The sequence below is a fragment of the Novosphingobium sp. ZN18A2 genome (assembly GCF_036784765.1).
Classification (GTDB): Bacteria; Pseudomonadota; Alphaproteobacteria; order Sphingomonadales; family Sphingomonadaceae; genus Novosphingobium.
The window spans coordinates 2,950,512-2,976,989 of the sequence record NZ_CP136651.1 but is presented as its reverse complement, the minus strand read 5'-3'; the positions used below and the strand labels follow the sequence as shown (position 1 = coordinate 2,976,989).

Here is a 26,478-nt window from a genome sequence, read left to right as displayed (position 1 = left end):
GTCTATTCATTTGTCCGTGCGCGCGCATCGACGCAGGACGCATGGTCATGGAGAGTACGCCTGAAACCACGCTGGCCCTGATCGGGTTCGGAGAGGCCGGATCGACCTTCGCGGACGCCGCAGGGTGGGAATCGGGTGCGCGTGCTTTCGATATCGATTCCGGGCGCCGCGCGGCGATGGAAGCGGCGGGCGTTGTGGTCTGTGCTTCGGCCGAACAGGCGTTGGGCGATGCCGGTCTGGTGTTGTCGCTCGTCACGGCGGATTCCGCGCTCGACGCGGCGCAAGGCGATGCACCGCTGCTGAAGCCAGGCGCCTTGTGGTGCGACATGAACTCCGTCGCGCCCGAAACGAAGCGCGCCGCCGCGCGCGCCGTGGAGGCCGCCGGTGCGCGCTATGTCGATGTGGCGGTTCTGGCGCCGGTGAACCCGGCGCGCATGAACGTGCCGCTGCTGGTTTCCGGGCCTGCCGCGGGCGAAGCCGCTAACGCGTTGCGCGCCGTGGGATACGCCAACGTGCGCGTGGTGGGCGACGAGGTTGGCCGCGCCAGCGCGATCAAGATGATCCGTTCGGTCATGGTCAAGGGTGTCGAGGCACTGACCGCCGAGATGATGCTCGCCGCCGATGCGGCGGGCGTGGCGGACGAAGTGCTCGCCTCGCTCGACGCCAGCGAAAAAACGATCGGCTGGGCCGAACGCGCGGCCTACAATCTTGAGCGCATGACCACCCACGGGGTGCGCCGCGCCGCCGAAATGGAAGAATCCGCCAAGACGTTGACGGCGCTGGGCGTGGAGCCGGTGATGACCGCCGGCACCGTGCGCCGCCAGCGCGACATGGCGGGCGCTGCATTCGATCCGTTCGGTCCCGACGAAAGTATCTCACCGTCGTCCGGGCCGAACGGGGCTCTTACCGGAGAAATGAATTGACCCTCGTCATCGACTGCCACGGTCACTACACGACCGCTCCCGAACCGCACAACGCGTGGCGCGAGGCGCAGAAGGCCGCGTTCAAGGACGGCTCCGCGCCGCCCGCCTACCCCGCGATCCCGGACGACATGATCCGCGAGACGATCGAGCAGAACCAGCTGAAGCTGATCAAGGAACGCGGCGCCGATCACACGATCTTTTCCCCGCGCGCCAGCGCAATGGCGCACCATATCGGCGACCAGCAGGTTTCCGAAGCGTGGTCGATCCACTGCAACAACCTGATCGCGCGCGTGGTGGACCTGTTTCCCGAAACGTTCACCGGCGTATGCATGCTGCCGCAATCGCCCAAGGCGGACCTGAAGGCGAGCATCAAGGAACTGCGCCGCTGCGTTGAGGAAATGGGCTTCATCGGCTGCAACCTCAACCCCGATCCGGGCGGCGGCCATTTTGAACACCCGGCGCTGACCGACGAATACTGGTTCCCGATGTACGAAGCGATGTGCGAGCTTGACGTGCCCGCCATGATCCACGTTTCGGGGAGCTGCAATCCCGGTCTCCATGCGACCGGCGCGTTCTACATCGCCGCCGATACGGTGGCCTTCATGCAGTTCATCCAGGGTGATCTGTTCAGCCGCTTCCCCAACCTGCGCTTCATCATCCCGCATGGCGGCGGCGCGGTGCCCTATCACTGGGGGCGCTATCGCGGGCTGGCAGACATGCTCAAGCAGCCGAGCCTCGACGGGCACGTGATGAACAACGTCTATTTCGATACCTGCGTCTATCACCAGCCGGGCGTCGACCTTCTCAATGAAGTGATCGACACCAAGAACATCCTGTTCGGCAGCGAGATGGTGGGCGCGGTGCGCGGGATCGACCCGCAGACCGGCCATTATTTCGACGACACCAAGCGCTATGTCGACGCTCTCGACATTTCCGACGAGGCGCGCCACGCGATCTTCGAGGGCAATGCCCGCCGCGTGTTCCCGCGCCTTGACGCCAAGCTGAAGGAGATGGGCAAGTGACCGACGCCCGCAACCAGCCACGACCCACGCAGAACATCCACGAATACCTTGCGGAGTTCGACGATATTCCCGGCACGCGCGTTTACACCGCAGCCCGGGCGCGGCGCGGCTACTGGATAAACCAGTTCGCGATGAGCCTGATGAAGGAAGAGAACCGCGAACGCTTCAAGGCGGACGAAAAGGCCTATCTCGACGAGTGGGACATCTCCGACGAAGGCAAGGCGGCGCTGCTGGCGCGTGATTACAACAAGCTGCTGGACCTTGGCGGCAACGTCTATTTCCTTGCCAAGCTGTTCAGCACCGACGGTTTCAGCTTCGCACAGGCAGTCAGCACGATGACCGACATGAACTTCGAGGAATATACCGCGATGATGGTTGCCGGCGGGCGTTCCCCCGAAGGCAATCGTTCGATCCGCGCCAATCGCGCGGTTGCGGGCGCCGGTGCCAGTCAGGCGACGGCGGTAAAGGATACTTCGGGGGCCGATGCCGACTTCGGCAATGGCGCTCCGCACAAAGACAGCAAGGGGAGCAACTGACATGGCCCGCATTACCGCAGGCGTCGCCTCCAGCCACGTTCCGCTGCTGGGCGTCGCGCACGATTTCGGCAAGGACAAGGACGATTACTTCGGCCCGATCTTCAAGGGGTACGAATGGACCCGCGAATGGGAAAAGGCCGAAAAGCCCGACGTCGTGATCCTTGTCTATAACGATCACGCATCGGCCTTCGACATGAAGATCGTGCCCACATTCGCGATCGGCTGTGGTGAGCGTTATGCCCCCGCGGACGAAGGATGGGGGCCGCGCAAGGTGCCCGACGTGATCGGCCATCCCGATCTGGCCTGGCACGTGGCGCAAAGCCTGATCCTCGACGAATTCGACATGACCATCATCAACGAGATGGACGTCGATCACGGGCTGACCGTGCCGATGTCGATGATGTTCGGCGATGTAGAGGAATGGCCGTGCAAGGTGGTTCCGCTGGCGGTCAACGTGGTTACCTATCCGGTGCCCTCGGGCAATCGCTGCTGGGCGCTGGGCGAAGCGATCCGCCGCGCGGTGGAAAGCTTCCCCGAAGACCTGAACGTGCAGATCTGGGGCACCGGCGGCATGAGCCACCAGTTGCAGGGACCGCGCGCCGGGCTGATCAACAGGGACTGGGACAACATGTTCCTCGACAAGCTGATCGGCACCACCGACGAATTGCGCTGGATTCCGCATATCGAATACCTGCGCGAAACCGGTTCCGAAGGGATCGAGATGGTCATGTGGCTGATCATGCGCGGTGCGCTGGGCAAGGAGACGAAATGCCTCCACCGCCACTATCACGTGCCGTGCTCCAACACCGCGATCGGGCACCTTGTGCTCGAACCGGTCGAGGAAGAGACGGTCACGGCCTGATTATCCCCCCTCCCGCTTTCGGGAGGGGGCGGGGGTGGGCCGTTCGGGCACACCCCTGCCATTGCTCACCCCTGGTCCCTTCCGCGAACAGGAGGGGGAGAAGGAGTTCAACATGCGTATTGCCCTGGTAGGCGCCGGCGCTTTCGGCGAAAAGCACCTGGATGGACTGAAGAACGTCGACGGCGTCGAGATCGCCTCTGTCATCTCGCGCCGCGCGGATCAGGCGGCGGAAGTGGCCGCCAAATACGGCGCGAAGCATTCGGGAACCGAACTTTCTGAGGCGCTCGCGCTTTCCGATGTCGATGCGGTGATCCTGTGCACGCCCACCCAGATGCACGCGGAACAGGCCATCGCCTGCATGGACGCGGGCAAGCACGTGCAGGTCGAAATCCCGCTGGCGGACAGCTGGGCCGATGCGGAGGCGGTTGTCGCCAAGCAGAAGGAAACCGGCTTTGTCTGCATGGTCGGCCATACGCGGCGCTTCAACCCGTCGCACCAGTGGGTGCACAATCGGATCAAGGCGAACGAATTCAACATCCAGCAGATGGACGTGCAGACCTATTTCTTCCGCCGCAAGAACATGAACGCCAAGGGTGAGCCGCGCAGTTGGACCGACCACCTGTTGTGGCACCACGCGGCGCACACGGTGGACCTGTTCGCCTATCAGGCGGGCAAGATCGTGCAGGCCAACGCAATAGAGGGACCGATCCATCCCGAACTGGGCATCGCGATGGACATGTCGATCCAGTTGAAGAGCGAGACCGGCGCGATCTGCACGCTTTCGCTGTCGTTCAACAACGACGGGCCGCTGGGCACCTTTTTCCGCTATATCGGCGATACCGGCACCTATATCGCGCGCTATGACGATCTGGTGAACGGACGCGAAGAGCCGATCGACCTTTCCGGCGTCGCGGTTTCAAACAATGGCATCGAACTGCAGGACCGTGAGTTCATCGCCGCGATCCGCGAAGGCCGCGAACCGAACAGCTCGGTGGCGCAAGTGCTCGATTGCTATCGCGTACTGGGCGATCTCGAAAAGCAGCTGGAAGCCGCCAAGTAAGCGAACGCGCGGGGAGAGACGGGAATGGAGGCGCTGATCGCCTATTCGGGACGGCGCTTCGCCCGCCCGCGCTATTACGCCAACGCGCACGAGCGGGACGAGGTGGACATCGTGCCCGTCCCGATGGCGATGCACGATGCGCGCGCGACCGGCGCCTCTATCGACCGCGAAGGCTTCCAGATCGTGCGGCACCGAAGCGCGGTCACCGATTTCGCCGATCGCGAGGAAATGGCGCGCGTCCACCCGGCCGAGATCGAGGAACTGGTGCGCAAAGAGACGGGGGCGGATCGCGTCGTCGTCTCCAGCCCCGGCGTGCTGCGCTTTTCCGAACGCTCCGGCAGGGCGGGCAGCCTTAACAATTCGATGCCCGCGCGCTTTGCGCATATCGACATATCGGACAGCACCGCCGCTGCGTTTGCAGAGCGCGCCGCGGGCGGGAAGCCCTTTGCGCGCTGTTGCCATTATAACGTCTGGCGCGCGATCTCCGCTCCGCCGCAGGACGTGCCGCTGGCCTTCTGCGATGCGCGCACGCTGGCCGCGCAAGACCTGATCCTGGCCGATGCGATCTTCGATGAACCGGACAAGCCCGAATGGTCGTTCGAAGGGCTGGTCGTCGCGTACAATCCGGCACATCGCTGGTCATTCTTCCCCGACATGACGGTCGACGAGGCGGTGCTGTTCAAGACCAACGACAGCGATGCCGGCCGTGCGCACCACGTGCCGCACGTCGCATTCGACCTGGCGGGCGTGCCTGACGATGCACCGCCGCGCGCCAGCATCGAAATGCGCGCAATCGCTTTCTGGGACCGATAGGCAACACTTTGCATGAAAATTCGTCAATGCGAATATTTCGCGTTGCCGAATAAATCACAGGCGTGATAGCAGCCAACCCGGACCTAAATGGCCGCCACGTTTGTGGCTGCCGGTTCGAGGGAGGGAAATTCATGACACGCAATCGTGTACGCATACTGTCCGGCGTTGCCGTGGCAGCGCTGGCGCTCGCTTCAAATCCCGCGATGGCGCAGGGCGCCCCGGCGGCGGACCAGTCCAACGCGCAGGCAGATGCCGCGAAGTCCGATTCCGCGATGCCGGTCATCGTGGTCACCGCGCAGTTCCGCCAGCAGAACCTGCAGGATACGCCGCTGGCGATCACCGCGGTCAACGCCGCCGAGCTTCAACAGCGCGGGCAGACGAACGTTGCGCAGATCGCCCAGCAGGCGCCCAACGTGACGCTGAAGCCGCAAGGCCAGGAGCTTGGGCCGGGCATCATCGCCTATATTCGCGGGGTCGGGCAGACGGACCCCAACTTCGCGCTCGAACCCGGCGTGGGCATGTATCTGGACGATGTTTACCTGCCGACGCTGACCGGTTCGCTTCTGGACCTTGCCGATGTCGAGCGGGTCGAGGTGCTGCGCGGTCCGCAGGGAACGCTTTCCGGCCGCAACTCGCTGGGCGGATCGATCAAGGTCTATTCGACCAAGCCGAAGGGCGACAACAGCGGCGCAATCCAGGTGACGGGCGGATCGATGAACCGCATCGACGCCAAGGGCTATTTCGACGTCGCGCTGGCCAGCAACCTTTTCATGCGCGTTTCGGGTGCCACCAAGAACCACGACGGCTATGTCCGCCTGCTCGATTATGCGGCGACGCACCCCGGTTCGAACGTGCCGACCAACACCGCCGGCGCGGACCCGACGCTCGGCTGGCAGGGCGGCCAGTCGTTCGCGGCGGGCAAGGTGGCCCTGCGCTGGCTGCCGACACCGGATATCGAAGTGAACCTTTCGGCCGACTACACGCGCGAGCGGGATGAGCCCGGCGCGGCCGTCGCGCTTTACGACAACGCCTCTGCCGTGTTCGACGGCCCCAGCGCAACAGGTGGCCCGCGCCCGTGGCTGATGGGCACAGACGGCAATCCGGTGCGGCTCAACTGCCAGTTCGTGCCGAACGGCGTGAATTCGTGCGACACGATCACCGGTTACGACCGGCGCTATATCTCGTATTCGAACTATGCCGACAACGCACCGCGCGATTCGCAGATGGCCTACAAGCCGTTCGCGTCGGCACCGCACTCCAACCTCGACAACTATGGCGCGGCGCTGACGATCGACGCCGACCTGACCGACAGCCTGAAGCTGAAATCGATTTCGGCGTGGCGCCACTATACGTCGGACTGGAACTTCGTGTCCGACGGCGCGCCGGTGCTCAACCAGTTGCTCGACCAGGGACAGAAGAACACCCAGTGGAGCCAGGAGATCCGGCTCAGCGGCAAGGCGGCGAACAACACCATCAACTACACGGTCGGCGGGTTCTACTTCCACACCAAGGGCGTGTTCTCGGGCCGTATCGACCTCAACTATGCGGGGATCGACTTCCTGCACGGTCCCGACCCGACGCCGGCGACGAGCAAGGCGCTGTTCGCCAACGTCTCGTGGGAATTCCTGCCGGGCGCGACCGTCAACGCGGGCGTGCGCCAGTCGTGGGACAAGAAGGACTACGAATACCAGCGTCACAACCCGGACGGCACCGACATCCAGGGCCCTTGCACGTTCTTCCTGCAGCTTGCCGGCGTTGTGCCCGGACCGCTGCTGGACGGGCCGACGGGGCTGGGCAACCAGCCCAACTGCCTGCTCTATGGCCTCAACGGAACATCGGCGCACTTCAAGACATCGCGCACCGATTGGCGCGTGGCGCTGGACTATCGCTTCAGCCGCGATTTCATGGCCTATGCCCAGGTTTCGACCGGCTATCGCGGTGGCGGCGTCAACCCGCGTCCGTTCTATCCCAGCCAGGAACAGGTGTTCACGCCCGAGACGATCACTGCCTATGAAGTGGGCTTCAAGTCGGACCTGTTCGACCGGATGCTGCGTTTCAACGTTTCGGCGTTTTACAACGATTACAAGAACATCATCCTGCAGGCGAGCTATTGCGCGGACCTTGCCTCGATCGGACAGGCCACGCCCTGCCTGCGGCCGACCAACACCGGCAGCGCGCACGTGAAGGGCTTCGAGGTCGAGACCTCGCTGCGCCCGGTCGAAGGTCTCGCGATCGACGGATCGCTCAGCTACCTCGACTTCAAGTACACCAGCGTGGATACGGCATCGACCGGCGTGACGCCGGACATGATCACGCCCTATACGCCCGAATGGAAGTGGAGCTTCGGCGTCCAGTACGACATCCGGAACGTTCTGGGCGGCACGCTGACCCCGCGCTTCGACGGCAGCTATCAGTCGCACATCTATTCCGACGCGCTGAACGTCGATTCGCAGGTCGTCTCCAGCACCGTTGCGGCCGATACGCTGACGCCTGTGGGCCTGATTGGCCTTGACGGCGGCGGCGGTCCGCTCGCCACGCTGGTCGCTTCCAACCGCATCGACGGCTATTTCCTCGGCAATGCGCGCCTGACGTGGATGCAGGATGCAGACAAGCCGCTGTCGGTCAGCCTGGAAGTGCAGAACGTCTTCAACAGGTACTACTTCCTTTCGAAGTACAGCCAGTTCAACGCAGCCGGTGCCATCTCGGGCGCGCCGGGCATGCCGCGGACCTGGGCGGTGACGCTTCGCAAGGAATTCTGAACACGTTCATCCTGAACTGCGGGCCCGTCGGCGTAATACCAACCTGCACTGATCCCAACCCATGGGGATTGCCCTTCCCCGTTCGCTGGCGAGGAGTGGCCGCAGCGGCGATGTGGTTCATCGTCGCAAGGCTGCGACGAAGTCCAGCGGGCGGGGAAGGGCAACCCTTCGGGCGATTTCTGGCGGCCCCCGGACAGCGTCGCGCCCTTGGTATGATGAACCACATCATCCCTTCGGGCGCTCCTTGCCGGGAGCCGCCAGAAACCGTCCTCATGGGTTGGGATCAGTGCAGGTTGGTATAAGTCGGCGGGCCTGTTTTTTTGAATGAGGCCTTTTCGCGGCGCGCCGAACGCGCTAGACCAATCATAACAATAGTTAGGATTGGAGGATGCGATGGGTGCGTTTCCGCAGACGCAGTACTTTACCGGCCTGAACGAGCCGGTGGGCCAGGAAGTCGATCTGAAGGGTCTGAAGGTCGAAGGAGACTTGCCGGCGGAAGTGCGCGGAAGCTTCTATCGTGCGGTTCCCGATCCCGCGTTCCCGCCCAAGTTCGAAAACGACCATACCCTTTCGGGGGACGGCATGATCAGCCGCCTGTCGTTCAACGACGACGGAACCGCCGATTTCGCGATAAGGTTCGTCCAGACCGCGCGCCACAAGGCGGAAGTCGAAGCGGGCCATGCGCGCTTCGGCAAGTATCGCAACCCGTTTACCGACGATCCGGACGTGCAGGGCATAGACCGCACGGTGGCCAACACCACCCCCGTCTGGCACGCGGGCCGCTTGCTGATGGCCAAGGAAGACGGCCGGCCCTATCGCGTCGATCCGATCACGCTGGAAACCATCGGCAGCTATGACTTCGGCGGCGCGCTGAAATCCGAAACGATGACCGCGCACGTGCGCATCGACGCGGAGACGGGCGAACTGTTCTTCTATGGCTACGAAGCCGACGGCTGCGCGTCCACCAAGGTCGCCTATTGCGTGGTCAATCCGGACGGCACGCTGAAAAGCGAACAGTGGTTCGATGCGCCCTATTGCGCGATGATGCACGACTTCACGATCAGCGAAAACTATGCGCTGTTTCCCATCTATCCCACCACGGCGGACCTCGACCGGATCAAGGCGGGCGGAGAGCACTGGCACCACGAACCGGAGCTGGACAGCTGGCTGGGCGTGATGCCGCGCTATGGCGACGTCAGCGAGATCAAGTGGTTCAAGGGGCCGAAGGGCTGCCATTCGTATCACATGATGAACGCGTGGGAGGATGAGAGCGGGATGCTCCATTTCGATGCGTGCCTCAACGACACCAACGCGTTCGCCTTCATCCGCGAACCTTCGGGCATCGTCATGGGGCAGCAGGACATAAAGGGCGCGCTCACCCGCTGGACCGTGGACCCCAAGGCCGATGGTGGCGAGGTGACGGAAACGTTGATCGGCCCGCCCGGAGACTTCCCGGTGATCCCGGCGAAGAAGCAGGGCAAGCCGTACAAGACCGGCTGGATGCTGACGATGAACCCCGATCTTCAGGGGCCGCCGCTTCTTGCCGGGCCGGTGGGGGTCGATTTCAACCTGCTGCTGCGTTTTGACGGGATGGACACGCCCGCGCCGCACGTAACCGGCGCGCTGCCGCTCCCGCCGCTGGCCGGTTTCAACGAGCCGGTGCACGTTCCCGCCAGCGACCCGTCGAAGGACGGCTGGCTGGTGATGATCGTGGACCAGCAGACCGGCGACAACCAGTTCGTGCACGAAGCCTGGGTGGTCGATGCCGGGAACATCGGCGCCGGCGCGGTCGCCAAAGTGACGATCCCCACGCGGCTGCGCCCGCAAGTCCACGGCTGGTGGGTGCCGCAGACGCAACTCGACGCGCTCGGCTGAGACCATGAGCCGTATCGTCATCACCGGAGCCTCTGGCCAGTACGGCAGCGGGCTGACCGACCGGCTGGTCGCCGCGGGCCGGGCGCGCGACCTGATCCTGATCACGCGCAAGCCGGAAAAGCTGGCGGACCGCGCCGCGCAAGGGTGCGACGTGCGCTATGGCGATTTCGACAGGCCCGAAACGCTGGTGGCCGCTGTAAACGGAGCGGACAGGATGTTGCTGATCAGCGGCACCCGCGTTGGCGCGCGCGTGGTGCAGCACAAGGCGGCGATCGACGCGGCGGCGGCGGGCGGGGTGAAGCACATCGCCTATACCAGCTTCATCGGGATCGACGATCCGGCCAACCCCGCCGAAGTGCGGCACGATCACATAGAGACGGAGCGACTGATCAGGGCATCGGGCATGGCGTGGACCATGCTGCGCGACGCGCACTATGCCGATGCGATGATCGTGATGGCCGGGCCTGGCGTGATGGCCACGCGCAAATGGATTTCCAACGCGGGCGATGGTCTTGAAGCGATGGTCTGGCGCGACGACTGCATCGACAGCGCGGCGGCGGTGCTGACCGGCGAAGGCCACGAAGGCAAGACGTACAACATTACCGGGCCGGAACTTCAGACGTTCGCGGCTGTCACCGCGATCATGGCCGAAGTGACCGGCGTGCCGCTGGAATACGTGAGCGCGGATGACGAAGCGCAATACGCGATGTTCGATGCGATGGGCATTCCGCGCCGCCCGGTGGACGATAGCTCGGTGAATGGCATCCCGTGGAACAGCGACGACATGGTGACGTTCGGACAGGCGATCCGCAAAGGCTTCCTTGCGGTGTGCACGAACGATGTCGAGCGGCTGACCGGGCGCCCGGCGCGCTCTACCCGCCAGATGATCGAGGCGAATGCCGCGATGTTGAAGGCAGCAGCCGAAGCTCCGCCAACCTGAACGTTTCCCGCCTGCGCGTGCGCGCAGTTCAGGTATAGGTTCCGAACGTCGCCAGCATCCGGCCCCACGCCTTTTCCGCCGCGTCGTGATCGTAAACCGGCGTGTCGATCACGCACCAGCCGTGGTTTGCGGGGTAAACCTCGACTTCGGCGTGAAGCCCGGCGGCTTCGGCGGCCTGTTTCAGAGCGGTTTTCGCCTCGGGCTGGCGCTCGTCGTCGTTCTGGCCGATCGCGAACAGGTATGCGGCCTTCGTCTTGCCGAGCAGCTTGACCGGGCTTTGCGGATCGTCGCTGACAAGGTTCGCGCCGTGCATGGAGCAGGCAGCGCCCACGCGGTCCGGCGCGGCGACGGCGGTGCGCACCGTGAACGGCCCGCCCATGCAATAGCCGACCGTGCCCACTTTCTTCGCCGTATCGACCGCTTCCTGCTTGTCGAGCCACGCCACGAACGCACCGCCGTCGCTGGTGGTGCGATCGGGCGTGATCTCGGCGATCATCGGGCGCAGCTTCGCCTGCCCCGCGTCGGACCGCCACTCTGCAAAGTCCTTCAGCACCGGAGCCGGGGCGGAACGGTAATACTGGTTGACCGCCAGCACCGCATAGCCGGCCCCCGCCAGCCGCGTGGCCATGGTATGGAACGCGTCGCGCAGGCCCGCGATATCGGGCCACATCAGCACCGCGGGGTGCTTGCCCTCTTTCGGGTGAACCCAGAATGCGTCGGCCTGCCCGTCGGGCGTGTCGACCATGACCGTTTGCGAGATCGTTTCCAGCGCGGGCGCGGCCTTGCCCGATCCGCTTGCCTGCGGCTGGTCCTTTGCCATGCAGCCGGGCATGACGGCCAGCGCCGCAACGCTTGCCCCGGCAATCGTGAAGTCGCGCCGGTTCAGCGCGCGCCGCGCCAGCAGCGCCTCGTTGTCGGCTTCGGTGAATTCGTCGCACATGGCATCGGCCCTTCGCTGCAATTGCCCGCCCATGCGGCAGGATAGCAGCGCGAAAAGCTAGCTCAAGTCGTCGATGGAGATCGCCTTGCCTTCCAGCGCGGCCTTGTTCGCTTCACGGCGCAGGCGTTCGATTTCCAGCCGTTCGGGCGGGGCTGCCTCGTCCGGAAGCGCCGCCAGGCTGTCTTCATAGATTGCCTTGAAGTCTTCCGCGAATTCGGGGTGCGTGAAGATCGTGCCTTTCCCTTCCGACATCCCGGCAAGGATGCGACGGCCCGCTTCGTGCGGGTCCATGCCCTGTTCGAACACCTTGCCGAAGGTGGTGAGCTGGTCCTTGTCCACCTCTCCAAAGCCCGAATCGGCAAATTCTCCGGGGCGGCGGAAGGCCGAATCCCACGCGTTCGTCGCGACGAGGGCAGGGCACACCAGTGAACAGCCGATGCCAAGCGGCACAAGGTTGTAGCGCAGCGATTCGGTCAGCCCGCGCACAGCGAACTTGCTCGCCGTGTAGATTCCCGCCTGCGGGCCGGAGAGATAGGCGGCCATCGATGCGACGTTGGTCACGTGGCGCTTGCCGCCTGCCTTTTTCAGCTTGGGCAGGAAGCTGACAAGACCGTTGACCACGCCGCCGAAATTGACCCCCATGATCCAGTCATAGTCGCCGTAACTTGCTTCGGCGGTATCCCCGAAAACGGAAACGCCGGCGTTGTTGCAAAGCACGTGGACAGCGCCGAAATGCGCCGCCACCTCGTCTGCGACTTCGGCGAACCGCGCGCGGTCGGTAACGTCCAGTTTCACCCAAAGCGGCTCCTCACGACCGTTCGCCGCGAACCATTCGGCTGCCTTCGCGCGATAGTCCTCGTTGCGATAGCTGAGCGCCAGCCGCATCCCCGCATCGCTGAATGCCTTGGCGATCCCCAGACCCAGCCCGGAAACGCCCCCGGTGACGAAGGCCACGCGGCCATTCCAGTTGCCCATGTGCAATTTTCCTCTCGCATTAATTCTCTCAATTGTTAGTGTTGCATACAAACGAACGCATTGGGAGAGTTGAAATGAGCGACGTCGAAACCCGGCTGGCCGCGCTTGAAAAGAGCGTGGCCGAAATCGAGGACAAGGCCGCCATCCGCCGCCTGCAAATGGCCTATGGCTATTACATCGATTACAACCGGCCAGAGGAAGTGGCGGGGCTGTTTGCCGAAGACGGCGCGGTGGTGTTCCTTTCAGGCGAGTATCGCGGCCACGCGGGCGTGATGCGGCTTTACGGCACGTGGTTCCAGAACCTGTTCACCGGCGGCCGTCGCGGCCCGGTAAAGGGCCTGTTGCTCGATCATTTCCAGTTGCAGGACATCATCACCGTCGCGCCCGACCGCAAGACCGCGAAGGGTCGCTTTCGCGGCATTCTGGCGGGCGGCTGGCATGACGAGATCAAGGATGCGCTGCCCGAAGGGATGCCGCAGCAGTTCTGGGAAGCCGGTCTGTACGAAAACGACTATGTGCGCGAAGACGGCGTGTGGAAGATCAAGCGCCTGAACTACATGATGCAGTGGCAGGCCGATTACGAGGCGGGCTGGGCGCATACCCCGGCGCACTTGCAGCCCGCTGTGGAATGCTTCCCGGAAAATCCGATCGGTCCCGACGTGATCCTGCCGGACGACGAATGGCGCCCGACATGGCCCAACCGGCAGGAAGTGGCGATGAGCTTCGCGCATCCGGTGCTGGGCGCGGCTTTCGTGAAGGAACACTTCACCGCGATGCAGAAAACCTGGCCCTGATGCTCCGACGATCCCGTCTCTGCGAAGGCAGGGACGGGAGGGGTCTATCGCTGGCCGCGCGGAATTTCGGGATGATGCTCCCCCATCCAGTCCGTCATCCGTGCAATGACCTTGCGCGCGGATGCCTGGAAAGCGGATCGCTCTCTGGAGGACAGGGCGCCGAGCAGCATTTCGGCGATGTCGTTCATGTCGGGCAGCACCTGGTCGATCTTGCGGCGGCCTGCTTCGGTCAACCGCATCGGCTTGCGCCGGCGGCCGGTGTGATCGCCATCAGGTTCGACCAGCCCTTGCGACGAGAGCGCGGCCAGCGCGCGGCTCACGTTCATGGGGGCAAGGCCCATCACTTCGGACAGGTCGTGCCCTGCGAGCGCACCTTCGCCGGCAAGGCCCAGCAGGATCTGCAACTCTGTGCGGGTCAGTCCGGAAGGATCGGCCACGCCTTCGCGCATGGGCGCATTGATCAGGCTGGCCAGTTTCAGAAGGTCGACCAGCAAGCCCTGGGCCGATTCGTCGGTCCACGGACGATGGCCGCTTTCTTTGTGGATATCTTGCCCCATGCGGTCAGCTATTGCCCCCCAAACAAGCCGTGCGCAACCATAACAATCGATTAGAAAAATCTAACATATGTGCCTTTTTTGCACCACTTTCGAGCGGAATGCTGCGCAGCAAAGCAGGGTCTTGCAATCCGCAAATTCGTATGTCTTACTAACAATCGGTACGACAGGGTTCCCTGGAGAGAACCCCAGCAGGAGAGGGACATGACTTCACGCAACACCAGAATTGCGTCCAGGCGGCTTGCGCTTGGCGCGGGCCTTTCCGCTCTTGCGCTCGGCATGGCGATGCCGGCTCATGCGCAAGACGCTCAAACGAAAGACAAGAAGGACGATTCCACGCAGGAAATCGTCGTTACCGCACAGTTCCGGCAGCAGAACCTGCAGGATACGCCGCTGGCGATCACCGCGGTCAACGCAAACATGCTCGCCGCGCGCAACGAGACCGACCTTTCGCAGGTCGCCGCGCAGGCGCCGAACGTGCAGCTTACGCAGATGGGCGGCGCCTTCGGTTCGTCGATGGCTGCCTATATCCGCGGCATCGGCCAGTACGACTTCAACCCCGCCTATGAGCCGGGCGTCGGCATCTATGTCGACGATGTCTATTACGCCACGCTGACCGGCAACGTGCTCGACCTTCTCGACCTCGACCGGGTCGAGGTGCTGCGCGGGCCGCAGGGCACGCTGACCGGCCGTAACTCGATCGGTGGCGCGATCAAGCTGTTCTCGAAAAAGCCGAACGCGGAAAACAGCGGCAGCATCGAAGCCGCGTATGGTTCGCGCCAGCGCATGGACCTTCGCGCCAGCATGAACGTGAAGCTGACCGACAGCCTGTTCGCGCGCGTCGCCGGTGTTTACAAGCACCAGGACGGCTATGTGAACCAGATCGACTATGGCTGCGCGCATCCGGGCACTACGATCACGCACAACTACATAGATTTTAACGGCGATCCGCAGTCCGTTTCGACGACGCTCAATCCGCTGCCTTCTACTCCGGCGAATTGCGTGGTCGGCAAGCTGGGCGAGAAAAACTATGCAGGCGTGCGTGCGTCGGTGCGCTATAATCCCAGCGACAATTTCGACTGGATCGTCACTGGTGACTACACCTACGAAAAGCGGCTCAATGCGGCGGGTGTAATCACGGCCGACAATACCGCGACCTCTGATGGCATCGATTTCACCTGCGGCAGGTTCTGTACCTATGCCAACTGGTATCTTCCGGCTGGCGGGCAGGCCCCGGCGGCATACTATATGCCCAATACCACCAAGTTCACGGGGTGGGGCGTTTCCAGCAACATGGACATCACGCTTGCCGACAACGTGACGTTGAAGTCGATCACTGCCTATCGCGAGTACGAGGAAATCTTCGGAACGGACGATGACTATACGCCCGATCCGTTCATCGGCGGCGCCGGCTACAACGACCTGAATTTCCACTTCTTCAGTCAGGAACTGCGCCTTAACGCAAAGCTCGGCGATCTCGCGGACCTGACGCTGGGCGGTTATTATTCCGACCAGAAATCTGTCTACTTCACGCGACAGGATATCCGGTACATCTCGCCGACTGCCTACTTGCAGTTCCAGGGCAACGACCCGATCAAGGCGAACAGCAAGGCGGTGTTCGGCACGGTCATCCTGCACCCGACCCCGGCGATGAATATCACCGGCGGCATCCGTTACACGAAGGAGCACAAGGACTATACCTTCGTGCGCAAGACTTTCAGCGGCGGGGTGCTGAACGATCTGTTCGGCGTGGGCCTGCTCGACGGGTCGCAGGCGGTCTACAATGGCAGCCGCTGGGATTACCGCGTGTCTGTCGACTATCGCTTCAATCCGCAGGTGCTTGCCTATGCGACGATCAGCACGGGCTTCAAGGGCGGCGGCGTCACGGCGCGTCCGTTCACGAAGAACCAGGCGATCAACGGCACGTTCAACCCCGAAACGCTCACTGCGTATGAAGTGGGCCTGAAGAACGATCTGTTCGATCACCGCATGCGCCTGAACCTTGCGGCGTTCTATAACGATTACAAGAACATCCAGCTGCCGCTGGCCGACTGTTCGGTGCTCGACGGGCTTCCCGTGGGAACAGACCCCTTTCCTTGCGCTGCCATCGGCAACGCGGGTGACGGCAAGATGTACGGCTTCGAGGCGGAGTTCAGCGCGACCCCGGTCGACGGCCTCGATATCGATGCCTCGCTCAGCTACATCGATGGCGAATGGAAGAAGATCGGCCAGACAGTCGGACAATCGATCCAGATGTCCGACCCGATCGTGTCGCCCAGCTGGCGCGGCAGCTTCGGCATCCAGTACAAGGCCTACCTTGGCGGTAATGCCGGATCGATCACCCCGCGCTTCGACCTTGCCTATACCGGCAAGCAGAGCCTTGGCCGCCTGACGCCGTTCTCCTCGCTCGATTTCAACCCGGCCTATGCGATCGGAAACGCGCGCATCACCTGGAAGAACGAGGACGAGGACCTGTCGGTTTCGTTCGAGGTTCAGAACCTTTTCGACCACTATTACCTGCTGCCGATCCGGTTCGCCGCGCTCTATGCCTTCGCGGGAACGACCTATTCCAACGTCGGCAAGCCGCGTGAATTCGCGATCAGCGTCCGCAAGGAATTCTGATCGTCACGGATAGTGCGGGCAACCGCATAACATGAGGGAAAGGGCGGTCCATCCGGGCCGCCCTTTTTCGTTTGCGCCATGCTTGCGGCAATCGTAACATTCGTTAAGATGAGCGTGCCGCGAGACGGAAGCGCGCCCGCAGCGGTACACAGCGCGCGGCAACAAGGAGAGGCAGCAATGATTCCCGAAGGCGTGACGATCGCCCATCCGGACCGGCTCTATATCGGAGGCGAGTGGATTCCCGCGCACTCTGGCCGGATGATCGATCTGGTCTCTCCCAATACAGAGCAGGTCGTGGGCCGTGTCGCCGAAGCGGACGAGGCGGACATGGACGCGGCCGTTGCCGCGGCGCGCGCGGCGTTTGACAACGGGCCGTGGCCGACCACGCCGCCTGCCGAACGCATCGCCGCGTTCCGCCGCATGGTTGCGCACCTTGAAACCCGCGTGCCCGAACTGGCGAAAGCCTGGACCGCGCAGATGGGCGGGCTCGCCAGCTTCGCCGGGCCGATGCACGGCGGTTCGGTCGCGGTGCTGGGCCAGATCGCGGGTTTCGCGGAGAACTTCGAATTCGTTCAGAAGCGCCCGTCAATGGCGGCCGAAGCAGCGCTGATCGCCTATGAGCCGGTCGGCGTCGTCGCGGCCATCGCGCCGTGGAACGGGCCGTTCGGCATCATGGCCAACAAGGTTGCCTATGCGCTGCTGTGCGGCTGCACGGTGATCATGAAGCCCAGCCCGGAAACGCCACTGGAAGCCTATATCATCGCCGAGGCGGCTGAAGCGGCGGGCTTGCCGGCGGGCGTGGTGAACCTTGTTACCGGGCACCGTGAGGCGAGCGACCACATGGTCTGCAACGAAGGCGTGGACAAGGTCAGCTTCACCGGATCGACCGTTGCGGGCAAGCGCATCGCCAGCGTTTGCGGCGCGCGGCTGGCGCGCTGCACGCTGGAACTGGGCGGCAAGTCGGCGGCCATCGTGCGCGACGATTTTCCGATAGACGCGGCGGCGAAGATGCTGACCGGCACGATCACGATGATGAGCGGGCAGGTCTGCGCGATGCTGAGCCGGGTGATCGTGCCCAGGAAGCGGCACGACGAACTGGCCGAGGCCATCGCCGCGGAAATGAAGCAGGTGGTGATCGGCCACAGCGACGACCCCGCCGCCCAGCTTGGCCCGGTGGCGATGAAACGCCAGCTTGAGCGCGTGGAGATGTATATCGAGGAAGGCCGGAAGACCGCCGACCTCGTGACCGGCGGCGGGCGGCCCAAGCACCTGAACCAGGGCTATTTCATAGAGCCGACGCTGTTCGCCAACGTCGATAATTCCAGCCGCATCGCGCAGGAGGAAATCTTCGGCCCGGTGCTCAGCCTGATCCCCTGCGAGGATGAGGACGACGCGATCCGGCTGGCCAACCAATCGAACTATGGCCTCAACGGATCGGTGCTGACCGGCGATGCCGACGCCGCTTATCGCATCGCAAGGTCAATCCGCTCCGGCGGGGTGGGGCAGAATGGATTGCGCATGGATTTCGGCCTGCCGTTCGGCGGCTTCAAGCAATCCGGAATCGGGCGCGAGGGCGGACCGGAAGGCTTGCAGCCATACCTTGAATTGAAGACGATCCTGATCGACGGAATGCCATCCGGCATCTGACAACATCGGGCACCCGGACAAGGAGAGGGACATGGGCGAAGATCACATCGCGGGCAAAGTCATCGTCATCACCGGCGCGGGCGGCGGATTCGGCCGGCTGGTCGCGGGCAAGGCCGCCGCGCGCGGCGCACACGTTGTATGCGGCGACATAAACGAGGCAGCGGTGCACGACGTGGTGGCGGACATCGTTTCCGGCGGCGGCAGCGCGAAAGCGCTGCGCACGGACGTAACGAAGCTGCACGACATGAAGGCGCTGGTGAAGGCCGCGACGGAAGCGTTCGGCCGGATCGACGTGATGGTGAACAACGCGGGCACGATGCCGCTGTCGTTCATCGCCGACCATGAAAAGGCCTATGACGCGTGGGAGCGGTGCATCGACATCAACTTCAAGGGCGTGCTCAACGGCATGGTGGCCGCGCACGACGCGATGATGGCGCAAGGGCGGGGGCAGATCGTCAACCTCTCCTCGATCTATGGCAACTTCCCGGTCACCGGCGCTGCCGTCTATGGCGCGACCAAGGCGGCGGTGAACGTGCTGTCGGAATCGCTGCGCGTGGAAGCGCGCGGCAAGATCAAGGTAACGACGATCAAGCCCACCGGCGTTCCCGCCACGGGGCTTTCGGGCACGATCATCAACCCCGATGCGACCATCGGGATCATCGGGCAGAACGCGGGCGCATTCATGGAAATGGTCGGCCAGATCGAAAGCGGGTCAATCGCGGCCGAGCGCATGGACCCGGAAAACATCGCTTACGAAAGCCTTGCGCCCGAACACATCGCCGATGCGATCATCCATGTGATCGACCAGCCCTGGGGCGTCTCCATCGGCGAGATGACGGTGCGTGCGTCGGGCGATCACTTCATACTGTAGGCGGATCAACCCAGCTCGATGGACCCACCGTCCACGAACAGGTCCACACCGTTGATGAAGCTGGCGTCCTCGCTGGCAAGGAATACGGCGGCGCGAGCCACTTCCTCGCTCGTGCCCATGCGGCCGATGGGCACGACGCCCGCCATCATCTCGCGCATTCCCGCGATATCTTCCTCGCTTGCGCCGCGCTTGAAAATCTCCGTGTCGGTCGGGCCGGGGCTGACCATGTTGCAGCGGATTCGGCGCGGCAGCAGTTCCTTGGCGACGATCCGCACCACCGCGCGCAGCCCCGCCTTGGCGGCGGCATAGGCGACATTGCCCGGCACCGCGGCGACCGATCCGATCGACCCGGTGACGACGATGGCACCGCCATCGCGCATCAGCGGCAGCGCGTGGCGGATGGCGAAGAACGCGCCTTTCAGGTTCACGTCATGGATACCGTCCCAGAACGCTTCGTCCACGTCCGGAACCGGCGCGAATCCGCCCACGCCGGCATTGACGAACAGCGCATCGATCGGGCCAAGTTCTGCGCCGATCCGGTCAAGCGCGTGGGCCTGCGCGGCAAGATCGCCCATGTCGGCCTGCACCGCCAGCGCGCCGGTTTCGTCCGCGGCGTCTGCCAGCGTCTGTTCGTTGCGCCCGGTCAGCGCGACGCGCGCGCCTTCTTCGGTAAACAGGCGCGCCGCGGCAAGGCCGATCCCGGCGTTACCGCCAAGGATCATGACCGACTTGTTCGCAAAGCGCATCGGCAATCTCCCGTATCAGAACATCGTGTTGTCGTTGGCGGATTTGGCAGGAACCGGTTGGACCACGTCCCAGTGCTCCATCACCTTGCACCCTTCGACGCGCAGAATATCGACCACGGCGATGCCCGGATCGTCTTTCCTGAACACGCCGTGGGAGTGGACGGCGACAAGGTTGCCGTCAGCGATCACGCGCTTGATGTCGTAATGGATCTGCGGGTTCCTGGCGAAGAACGGTTCAAGAAAGGCAATGGCAGCGTCGCGTCCCGTCTTCGCCATCGGGTTGTGCTGGATATAGCCGGGATCGACCCACGTCTCGAACGCGCCGCGCACGTCCTTGTCGATATAGAACTGCGTCATGAACCGGGTGACGACCTGCTTCGGCGTCAGCGTGCATTCGGCGGCCCGCGCGGCTTGCGGCAGAACGAGAGCGGCGAGGAGCGAAAGGACCAAAAGGCGCATGGCGGGGCTCCCTCAGAACATGCCGAGCGGGTTGACGGGGTTTTCCGGCACGGCCTGGATCACGTCCCAGTGTTCCACGATGGTGTCGCCTTCCACACGGAACCAGTCGATCACCGCCAGCCCCGGATCGCCGGGGAAGCGTTCCACATGGACGTGGACCGCGACCTGGTCTCCATCCACCATCGCGCGGTGGATCGTCTGTTTCGCATCGGGCGATTCGGCGCGGACATGGTCCAGAAAGCCCTTCAGCGCATCGACGCCCGGCGCCGCCAGCGAGGAATGCTGGACGTATTGCGGCGATATGTACTGATCGACCTTGCTGCTATCCATCGCGACCAGCACGTCGCGATACATGGAAAGCACAAGGTCGAGGTTCGCCTGTTCCGCGGCGGTACGGCTCATCGGACGCTCTCCCTATATTGTAACGTTTGTTAAGATATGCGACAGATCGGCCGAGGCGTCAAAGACTGAATCGCGCCGCTTGACGGGAGAGAAGAGTGACCCCTGCGTTCCGTTCACTGTTTGCTGCCGCGCTTTCGTGCGCGTTGCTTGCAGGTTGCGCCAAGGGCGGCACGCACGCCGCGCCCCCGCAACAGGCGGCGGCGGGCGACGACTGGACCAATCCGGGCGGCGATGCGGGCAAGACCCATCATTCGACGCTGACCGAAATCGGTCCCGGCAACGTCTCGCGCCTCGGCTATGCCTGGGGGGCGGACCTTGGCACCAACCGCGTGCTGGAAGCGACGCCGATCGAAAAGGACGGCGTGCTTTATACCTCGGGCGTGGCGGGCCGTGCCTATGCCTTCGACGCGGCGACCGGAAAGCGGCTGTGGTACTTCGAACCCGAAGTGGACATGCAGGTGAACCGCACCGTCTGTTGCGACATGGCAAATCGCGGCGTGGCGCTGGCCAATGGCAAGGTCTATGTCGCCGCGCTCGACGGCAAACTTTATGCGCTGGACAGGAAGACCGGCAAGGTCGTGTGGCAGGCCGACACGATAGAGGACCATTCGCGCGGCACCAATTCCACCGGCGCGCCCGAAATCGCCGGAAGCGTGGTGGTGATCGGCAATGGCGGCGCGGACTATGACGCGCGCGGTTATGTTTCTGCCTATGACCTCGATACCGGAAAGCTCGCGTGGCGGTTCCACGTCGTGCCGCGCGATCCGAAGCTGGGGCCGCAGGACAATCCCGAACTGGAAAGCGCGCTGAAGACGTGGGACCCGCGCAGCGCCTTCGACAAGGGGCTGGGCGGCGGTCCGTGGGATGCGATCAACTACGATCCCGAAACCGGGCTGGTGCTGGTCGGCACCGGCAACGGCGAGCCTTACAGCCTTGAAATCCGCTCTCCCGACGGGGGCAGCAACCTGTTCGTCTCGTCCATCGTGGCGATCGACGCGAAGACCGGGCGGCTGAAGTGGCATTACCAGGAATCGCCCGCGGACCAGTGGGATTACGATGCCTGCGCGCCGATGATCCTTACGCACATGAAGGTGGACGGCAAGGATACGCCGGTCGTGCTCCACGCGCCGAAGAACGGCTTTCTCTACGTGCTCGACCGGCGCGACGGCAAAGTGCTGCGCGCCAGTCCGCTGGTGCGGATGAACTGGGCGAGCGGGGTGGACCTGAAGACCGGCAAGCCGATCCTGACGCCCGAAACGTCGGACTATTCGAAGGGGCCGCAGATCATCTTTCCGGGCACGCCGGGTGCGCGCAACTGGCATCCGGCGTCATACGATCCGGGTACCGGGCTCTATTACGGATCGATCCTCGACATGGGGAACCTGATGTTCGTGCCGCCGGGCGAAAAGCCATACAAGCCCAAGGGACTGAACACCGATGCGGCGCTGATCTTCACCACCGTGCTCGGCCCCGCGCTGGCGACGATGCCGCCGCCGCTGGTCAAGGCGGTGAAAGATCTGCCCGCCTACAAGTGGGCGATGGAAAATCCGGCCAAGGCGCAGATCCGCGCGATCGACCCGCTGACCGGCAAGACAGTGTGGGCGGTCGACACCGGCGGCTGGCAGGACCGCGGCGGTGTGCTGACCACCGCATCGGGCCTGCTGTTCCACGGCACCATCGGCGGAAAGCTGCAAGTGCGCGATTCACGGACCGGCAAGCTTTTGAAGTCGATCGACACCGGCACCTCGATCCTGGCGGCGCCGATGACCTACAAGGTGAAAGGCACGCAATACGTGGCGGTGATGGCGGCCTGGGGCGGGGGCGGCTTTCCGTTCGTGCCGCGCTATGCCGCCGCCTACAAGCGCGGCAACCAGGGGCGTCTTCTGGTGTTCAAGCTGGATGGCGGGAAAACGCCGATCCCGCCGCTGTTGCCGCCCTTGCAGGTTGCGCCCAGGCCGCCGCAGCAGGCGCCGGGCGTAACCCCGGCGACCATCGCGCAGGGGCAGCAGGCGTTCATGGGGCATTGTGCGATCTGCCATTCGAACCAGCCGCGCTCCATCACGCCGGACTTGCGCCGGATGCAGCCCGGCACGCACGAAGCGTTTGACGACATCGTGCTGAAGGGTGCGCTGGTTCCGATGGGGATGCCGCGCTGGGACGACCTGCTGAAACCGGAACAGGTCCACGCGATCCACGCCTACCTGATAGACCTCCAGGGCAAGACACGGGCAGAGGAACTGGCCAAGCAGAAGGCGGGCGAACCGCTGGACGCGCCCGCGCTGGCGATCCTTTCCAACTATTGAGGGGGCGGTTGACCGGCGCGGCGCGCGGTTCCAAGGTCGCGCCATGCATGGGAGGATGAAAGCGTGAAACTGGTCCTGCCGCCGCGGGTAAGCCCGGCGCGTTTCTCGGCGGCACTGAAGGCCTTCGAAGGCGTGGTGGGCAAGGACTGGGTCATGGCCACCGACGCGGACCGCGATGCCTATTCCGATGTCTATGCACCGGGGCCGAAGGATGAATGGCCGCCATCGGCCGCCGTCGCGCCGCAAACGGTGGAAGAAGTGCAGGCGATCGTCCGGCTCGCCAACGAATACCGCACCCCGCTATGGCCGGTTTCGCGCGGGAAGAACCTGGGATACGGCACCGCCGCCCCGCGCCTGCCCGGCAGCGTGGTGATGGACCTGGGGCGGATGAACCGCATCCTTGAGGTGGACCCGAAGCTTGCCTATGCGGTGCTGGAACCGGGCGTCGGCTTTTTCGATCTTTACGAACATATCCGGCGAGAGAACATTCCGCTGTGGCTTTCCGTGCCGGGCAACGGCTGGGGTTCCGTCATCGGCAATGCGCTGGAACACGGGATCGGCTATACGCCCTATGGCCTCAACGGGCGGCACCTGTGCGGGATAGAGGCGGTTCTGCCGCAGGGCGACCTTGTGCGCACCGGCCTTGGCGCGATGAAGGACAATCCCGCCTGGCACCTGTTTCCGTTCGGATACGGCCCGACGTGGGATCTGGCCTTCAGCCAGTCAAACCTGGGGGTGGTGACCAAGGCGGGCATGTGGCTGATGCCCGCGCCCCGATCGTCGCTGGAACTGTCGTGGCAGATCCCGCGAGAGGAAGACATTGCCTGGGTGATCGACACCATCGCGCCGCTGAAGATCGCGGGCGTGATAGACCAGAACGTGTTCATCCCCAGCTGGATGGGCGCGCTGGTGCCGCTGGGCAACCGGCAGGATTTCTGGGACAAGCCCGGCGCGATCCCCGAAAGCCGGGTGCAGGAACTGCTCAAGCAATACAACCTGGGGTACTGGCACGTCACCTTGCGCTTCTATGGCGAGGAAAGCGTGGTCCGGGCGAAGGCAGAGGTCGTGAAGGGCGCGATGCGCCAGCACCTTTCCACCCCGCCGCAGGAAAGCTGGTGGCACGAAGGCGATCCGATCGACAATTATGACCTGACGATGGGCGTTCCCACGGTGATGCCCTTGCAGATGAGCGACTGGGTCGGCGGGCGCGGCGGGCACATGGGCTTTTCGCCGGTGGTCCCCGCCACCAGCGAACACGTGGTCGGCCAGCTGAAACGCAGCCGCAAGATCATCGCCGATCACGATGTCGATTTCTATGCCAGCTTCACGCTGGGCGGGCGCTTCGCCAACAACGTGAACATGCTGATGTACGATCGCGACAAGCCCGAACAGGTCGCCAATATCCGCAAGCTGTTCGATGCGCTGATCAGCGAGACGGCGAAAGCGGGCTATGCCGAATACCGCACGCACCTTGGCTGGATGGACCCGGTGATGGACACGTTCGGTTTCAACGACCATGCGCTGCGCCGCTTCAACGAAAAGGTGAAGGACGCACTGGACCCGCACGGCATCCTTGCGCCGGGCAAGCAGGGTGTCTGGCCAAAAGCCTATCGCGCCGAAGCCGGGGTGCGCTCGTGAAGGCGGCTGCGGTCCTTGCCGCGTCCGCCGCGATGCTGGCGGCGTGCAGCCTTACGCCGACGAAGGACCGCAAGGCGGACCAGCAAGCGGCCAGCACGCAGCATGAACCGGCCGGCCCGGTCCCCACCTACCAGATGCGTCCGCCGATCGACCCCGCTGCCAACCGGCTTGCGCCGACGGCGGACGGCAAGACGGTTTTCGAGCAGCGCTGCGGCTATTGCCACCTGCCGTGGGGGATGGGCACCAACCTGCTGACCAAGCAACAGGTCGCGCTGGGCAGGCCGCCGGAAATGGGCCTTCTTTCCAACCGCACGGATCTGTCCGCCGATTACGTGAAAACGGTGGTGCGCGAAGGGAAGGGGGCGATGCCGCCGCAGACGCCGGTCGACGTGACCGACGCGGAACTGGACAAGATCGCGGACTACCTCGGCAAGGCCAAACCGGATGCCGACGCCAGCGATATACCGGCTGGCGATACCACAGGGGCTGCGCAATGACGGCGGTTTCGCGCCGTTCGGTGCTGAAGGCGGGGGCGATTGCCGGGGCCGCCGCCGCCCTGCCGCTGACCGCGGCGCGGGGAGAGGCGCGGGTCGTGGTCTATGACAGCCGCATCGCCGGTTCCGCCGCATTCGCCGGTGGACGCGGTATAGACCTTGCCCGCGGCATCCTGTCCGTGCGGCGCGAACTGGCGCGGGTGCCGCGCGGCGCGACAATCGAAGGGCTTACGCGGTGGAGCGACTGGGTCGGCCTGCGTGGGATGTTGCAGGATCGCGGTTTCCGCACCGTGGGCGAAGTGCGGCGCGACCGCGCGCAGGCGCATTTCCGCTGGACCATGCGCCCGCGCTGAACCGTCCGGCGATCAGGCTGCCACGGCGCTGACGAACCAGCTCTTGCCCGGAAGCATGACCGATCCGTCCTTCACGTGCTGCGCGAAGGTTGCGGCAAGGTCCGCTCGCACCTTGCTGACAAGGTCGGGGCCGGCCTCTGCCAGCATCGGCCCGATGTCGAGCGCCGAAAGGACGAATTCGGCCGCCTGATCGGGGCTTGCGCCCTTTCCGCCCAGCGGCTGGTCGGCGGCGTGGGGCGTGAACCTTACATCGCCAAAGCCCGCGCGCTGCAACATCGCGGCCGTCGCGTCCTTGTCTGCCAGGCGGAACGGCCCCGGCGCATCGGGATCGCGCTCGGGCATTTCGATATACTTTGAAATGACGGAACCGATGATGCCGAACCACGGATTGTCCTGCGGCGATGCCCAGCAGGCAAAGGTCAGCTTTCCGCCCGGCTTCAGCCACCCGCGCATATTGGCGAAGGCCTTTTCGGTGTCGTCGAAGAACATGACGCCGAAGCGCGAGAATATGCGGTCGAACGGCGCACGCCCGGGTGTTGCCATCTGCGCGTCCCCTGCGGTGAAGGTTACGTTGGTCAGCCCTTCCTCGCTGGCGCGCAGCCGCGCCTTCTCGATCAGCCGGCAGGCGATGTCGATCCCGGTGACATGGCCTTCGGGTTCGATCGGGCGCGCGATAAGCAGCGTGGTCGGCCCGCCGCCGCAGCCCACGTCCACCACGTTCTCGTTCGGCGCAAGTTCGGCAAAGCCGATCAGCGCGCGGCCGATGTCGGCAATCATCGATTCGAAGCTGTGAATGTGTTCCAGCCAGCGATCGCCCGTATCGCCCGCCCAATCCTCGAACTGCGGATCGCTCATAGCTCTGGCCTCCTCTGCCGCGGCGCCCCGTTGCA

23 protein-coding genes and 1 pseudogene are annotated in these 26,478 nt (G+C 64.1%); 17 read left to right on the top strand and 7 right to left on the bottom strand.

What is annotated here, in order from left to right; genetic code table 11:
• Positions 1-47: 47 nt before the first annotated feature.
• From RXV95_RS14210 to RXV95_RS14170, 9 genes and pseudogenes are all read left to right on the top strand, one after another.
• Positions 48-923: a DUF1932 domain-containing protein gene (locus RXV95_RS14210; RefSeq protein ID WP_338466686.1), complete on the top strand. Its 876-nt coding sequence runs from the start codon at positions 48-50 to the stop codon at positions 921-923.
• Positions 920-1,945, top strand: coding sequence for an amidohydrolase family protein (locus tag RXV95_RS14205; protein WP_338466685.1), 1,026 nt, complete (start codon positions 920-922; stop codon positions 1,943-1,945). The genes RXV95_RS14210 and RXV95_RS14205 overlap by 4 nt, the downstream gene beginning before the upstream one ends.
• A pseudogene (gene ligA, locus RXV95_RS14200) lies at positions 1,942-2,370 on the top strand (protocatechuate 4,5-dioxygenase subunit alpha); the annotation flags it as partial. The gene RXV95_RS14205 and the pseudogene ligA, both read left to right, overlap by 4 nt.
• A gap of 112 nt (positions 2,371-2,482) precedes the next feature.
• Positions 2,483-3,343: a class III extradiol dioxygenase subunit beta gene (locus RXV95_RS14195; protein ID WP_338466684.1), complete on the top strand. Its 861-nt coding sequence runs from the start codon at positions 2,483-2,485 to the stop codon at positions 3,341-3,343.
• Between the two features lie 112 nt (positions 3,344-3,455).
• Complete coding sequence (locus RXV95_RS14190; protein WP_338466683.1) at positions 3,456-4,403, top strand: Gfo/Idh/MocA family oxidoreductase; 948 nt, start codon at positions 3,456-3,458, stop codon at positions 4,401-4,403.
• Positions 4,404-4,427: 24 nt separating this feature from the next.
• Positions 4,428-5,216, top strand: coding sequence for a CmcJ/NvfI family oxidoreductase (locus RXV95_RS14185; protein WP_338466682.1), 789 nt, complete (start codon positions 4,428-4,430; stop codon positions 5,214-5,216).
• A 131-nt stretch (positions 5,217-5,347) separates the two neighbouring features.
• Complete coding sequence (locus RXV95_RS14180; RefSeq protein WP_338466681.1) at positions 5,348-7,975, top strand: TonB-dependent receptor; 2,628 nt, start codon at positions 5,348-5,350, stop codon at positions 7,973-7,975.
• A gap of 393 nt (positions 7,976-8,368) precedes the next feature.
• Positions 8,369-9,850, top strand: a complete 1,482-nt coding sequence (locus RXV95_RS14175; RefSeq protein ID WP_338466680.1) for a carotenoid oxygenase family protein — start codon at positions 8,369-8,371, stop codon at positions 9,848-9,850.
• A gap of 4 nt (positions 9,851-9,854) precedes the next feature.
• Positions 9,855-10,790, top strand: coding sequence for an SDR family oxidoreductase (locus tag RXV95_RS14170; RefSeq protein WP_338466679.1), 936 nt, complete (start codon positions 9,855-9,857; stop codon positions 10,788-10,790).
• 28 nt (positions 10,791-10,818) lie between these two features.
• On the opposite strand, the gene RXV95_RS14165 is transcribed toward RXV95_RS14170, so the two are convergent.
• Positions 10,819-11,730: a dienelactone hydrolase family protein gene (locus RXV95_RS14165; RefSeq protein ID WP_338466678.1), complete on the bottom strand. Its 912-nt coding sequence runs from the start codon at positions 11,728-11,730 to the stop codon at positions 10,819-10,821.
• Positions 11,731-11,787: 57 nt separating this feature from the next.
• Entirely contained in the window at positions 11,788-12,705 is a 918-nt protein-coding gene (locus tag RXV95_RS14160; RefSeq protein WP_338466677.1) for an SDR family NAD(P)-dependent oxidoreductase, read from the bottom strand.
• Positions 12,706-12,779: 74 nt separating this feature from the next.
• Between RXV95_RS14160 and RXV95_RS14155 the strand changes: the two genes are divergently transcribed.
• Positions 12,780-13,499, top strand: a complete 720-nt coding sequence (locus tag RXV95_RS14155; RefSeq protein ID WP_338466676.1) for a nuclear transport factor 2 family protein — start codon at positions 12,780-12,782, stop codon at positions 13,497-13,499.
• A gap of 44 nt (positions 13,500-13,543) precedes the next feature.
• Here the strand turns inward: RXV95_RS14155 and RXV95_RS14150 are convergent, their stop codons facing one another.
• Positions 13,544-14,056 carry a MarR family winged helix-turn-helix transcriptional regulator gene (locus RXV95_RS14150; protein ID WP_338466675.1) on the bottom strand — a complete coding sequence of 171 codons (513 nt, stop codon included), beginning with the start codon at positions 14,054-14,056 and terminating at the stop codon, positions 13,544-13,546.
• A gap of 201 nt (positions 14,057-14,257) precedes the next feature.
• Between RXV95_RS14150 and RXV95_RS14145 the strand changes: the two genes are divergently transcribed.
• From RXV95_RS14145 to RXV95_RS14135, 3 genes are all read left to right on the top strand, one after another.
• A complete protein-coding gene (locus tag RXV95_RS14145) occupies positions 14,258-16,675 on the top strand; it encodes a TonB-dependent receptor (RefSeq protein ID WP_338466674.1) in 2,418 nt (805 codons plus the stop codon).
• 177 nt (positions 16,676-16,852) lie between these two features.
• Complete coding sequence (locus tag RXV95_RS14140; RefSeq protein ID WP_338466673.1) at positions 16,853-18,322, top strand: aldehyde dehydrogenase; 1,470 nt, start codon at positions 16,853-16,855, stop codon at positions 18,320-18,322.
• 31 nt (positions 18,323-18,353) lie between these two features.
• Positions 18,354-19,193 (top strand): SDR family oxidoreductase, encoded by an 840-nt coding sequence (locus tag RXV95_RS14135; RefSeq protein WP_338466672.1) that lies wholly within the window; start codon positions 18,354-18,356, stop codon positions 19,191-19,193.
• A gap of 5 nt (positions 19,194-19,198) precedes the next feature.
• Here the strand turns inward: RXV95_RS14135 and RXV95_RS14130 are convergent, their stop codons facing one another.
• The 3 genes from RXV95_RS14130 to RXV95_RS14120 are packed head-to-tail and all read right to left on the bottom strand — an operon-like array spanning position 19,199 to position 20,800.
• Entirely contained in the window at positions 19,199-19,939 is a 741-nt protein-coding gene (locus RXV95_RS14130) for an SDR family oxidoreductase (RefSeq protein WP_338466671.1), read from the bottom strand.
• Between the two features lie 15 nt (positions 19,940-19,954).
• Entirely contained in the window at positions 19,955-20,398 is a 444-nt protein-coding gene (locus RXV95_RS14125; RefSeq protein ID WP_338466670.1) for a nuclear transport factor 2 family protein, read from the bottom strand.
• A gap of 12 nt (positions 20,399-20,410) precedes the next feature.
• Complete coding sequence (locus tag RXV95_RS14120) at positions 20,411-20,800, bottom strand: nuclear transport factor 2 family protein (protein ID WP_338466669.1); 390 nt, start codon at positions 20,798-20,800, stop codon at positions 20,411-20,413.
• Between the two features lie 95 nt (positions 20,801-20,895).
• Here RXV95_RS14120 and RXV95_RS14115 point away from each other — a divergent pair, with 95 nt between their 5' ends.
• The 4 genes from RXV95_RS14115 to RXV95_RS14100 all read left to right on the top strand — a co-directional run bounded on the left by RXV95_RS14115 (position 20,896) and on the right by RXV95_RS14100 (position 25,588).
• Positions 20,896-23,103 (top strand): PQQ-dependent dehydrogenase, methanol/ethanol family, encoded by a 2,208-nt coding sequence (locus RXV95_RS14115; protein ID WP_338466668.1) that lies wholly within the window; start codon positions 20,896-20,898, stop codon positions 23,101-23,103.
• A 63-nt stretch (positions 23,104-23,166) separates the two neighbouring features.
• Complete coding sequence (locus RXV95_RS14110; RefSeq protein WP_338466667.1) at positions 23,167-24,741, top strand: FAD-binding oxidoreductase; 1,575 nt, start codon at positions 23,167-23,169, stop codon at positions 24,739-24,741.
• Positions 24,738-25,238 (top strand): cytochrome c, encoded by a 501-nt coding sequence (locus RXV95_RS14105; protein ID WP_338466666.1) that lies wholly within the window; start codon positions 24,738-24,740, stop codon positions 25,236-25,238. The genes RXV95_RS14110 and RXV95_RS14105 overlap by 4 nt, the downstream gene beginning before the upstream one ends.
• Positions 25,235-25,588 carry a twin-arginine translocation signal domain-containing protein gene (locus RXV95_RS14100; RefSeq protein ID WP_338466665.1) on the top strand — a complete coding sequence of 118 codons (354 nt, stop codon included), beginning with the start codon at positions 25,235-25,237 and terminating at the stop codon, positions 25,586-25,588. Before RXV95_RS14105 ends, RXV95_RS14100 begins: the two co-directional genes overlap by 4 nt.
• 12 nt (positions 25,589-25,600) lie before the next feature.
• On the opposite strand, the gene RXV95_RS14095 is transcribed toward RXV95_RS14100, so the two are convergent.
• A complete protein-coding gene (locus RXV95_RS14095; RefSeq protein ID WP_338466664.1) occupies positions 25,601-26,443 on the bottom strand; it encodes a class I SAM-dependent methyltransferase in 843 nt (280 codons plus the stop codon).
• Between the last annotated feature and the right edge of the window lie 35 nt (positions 26,444-26,478).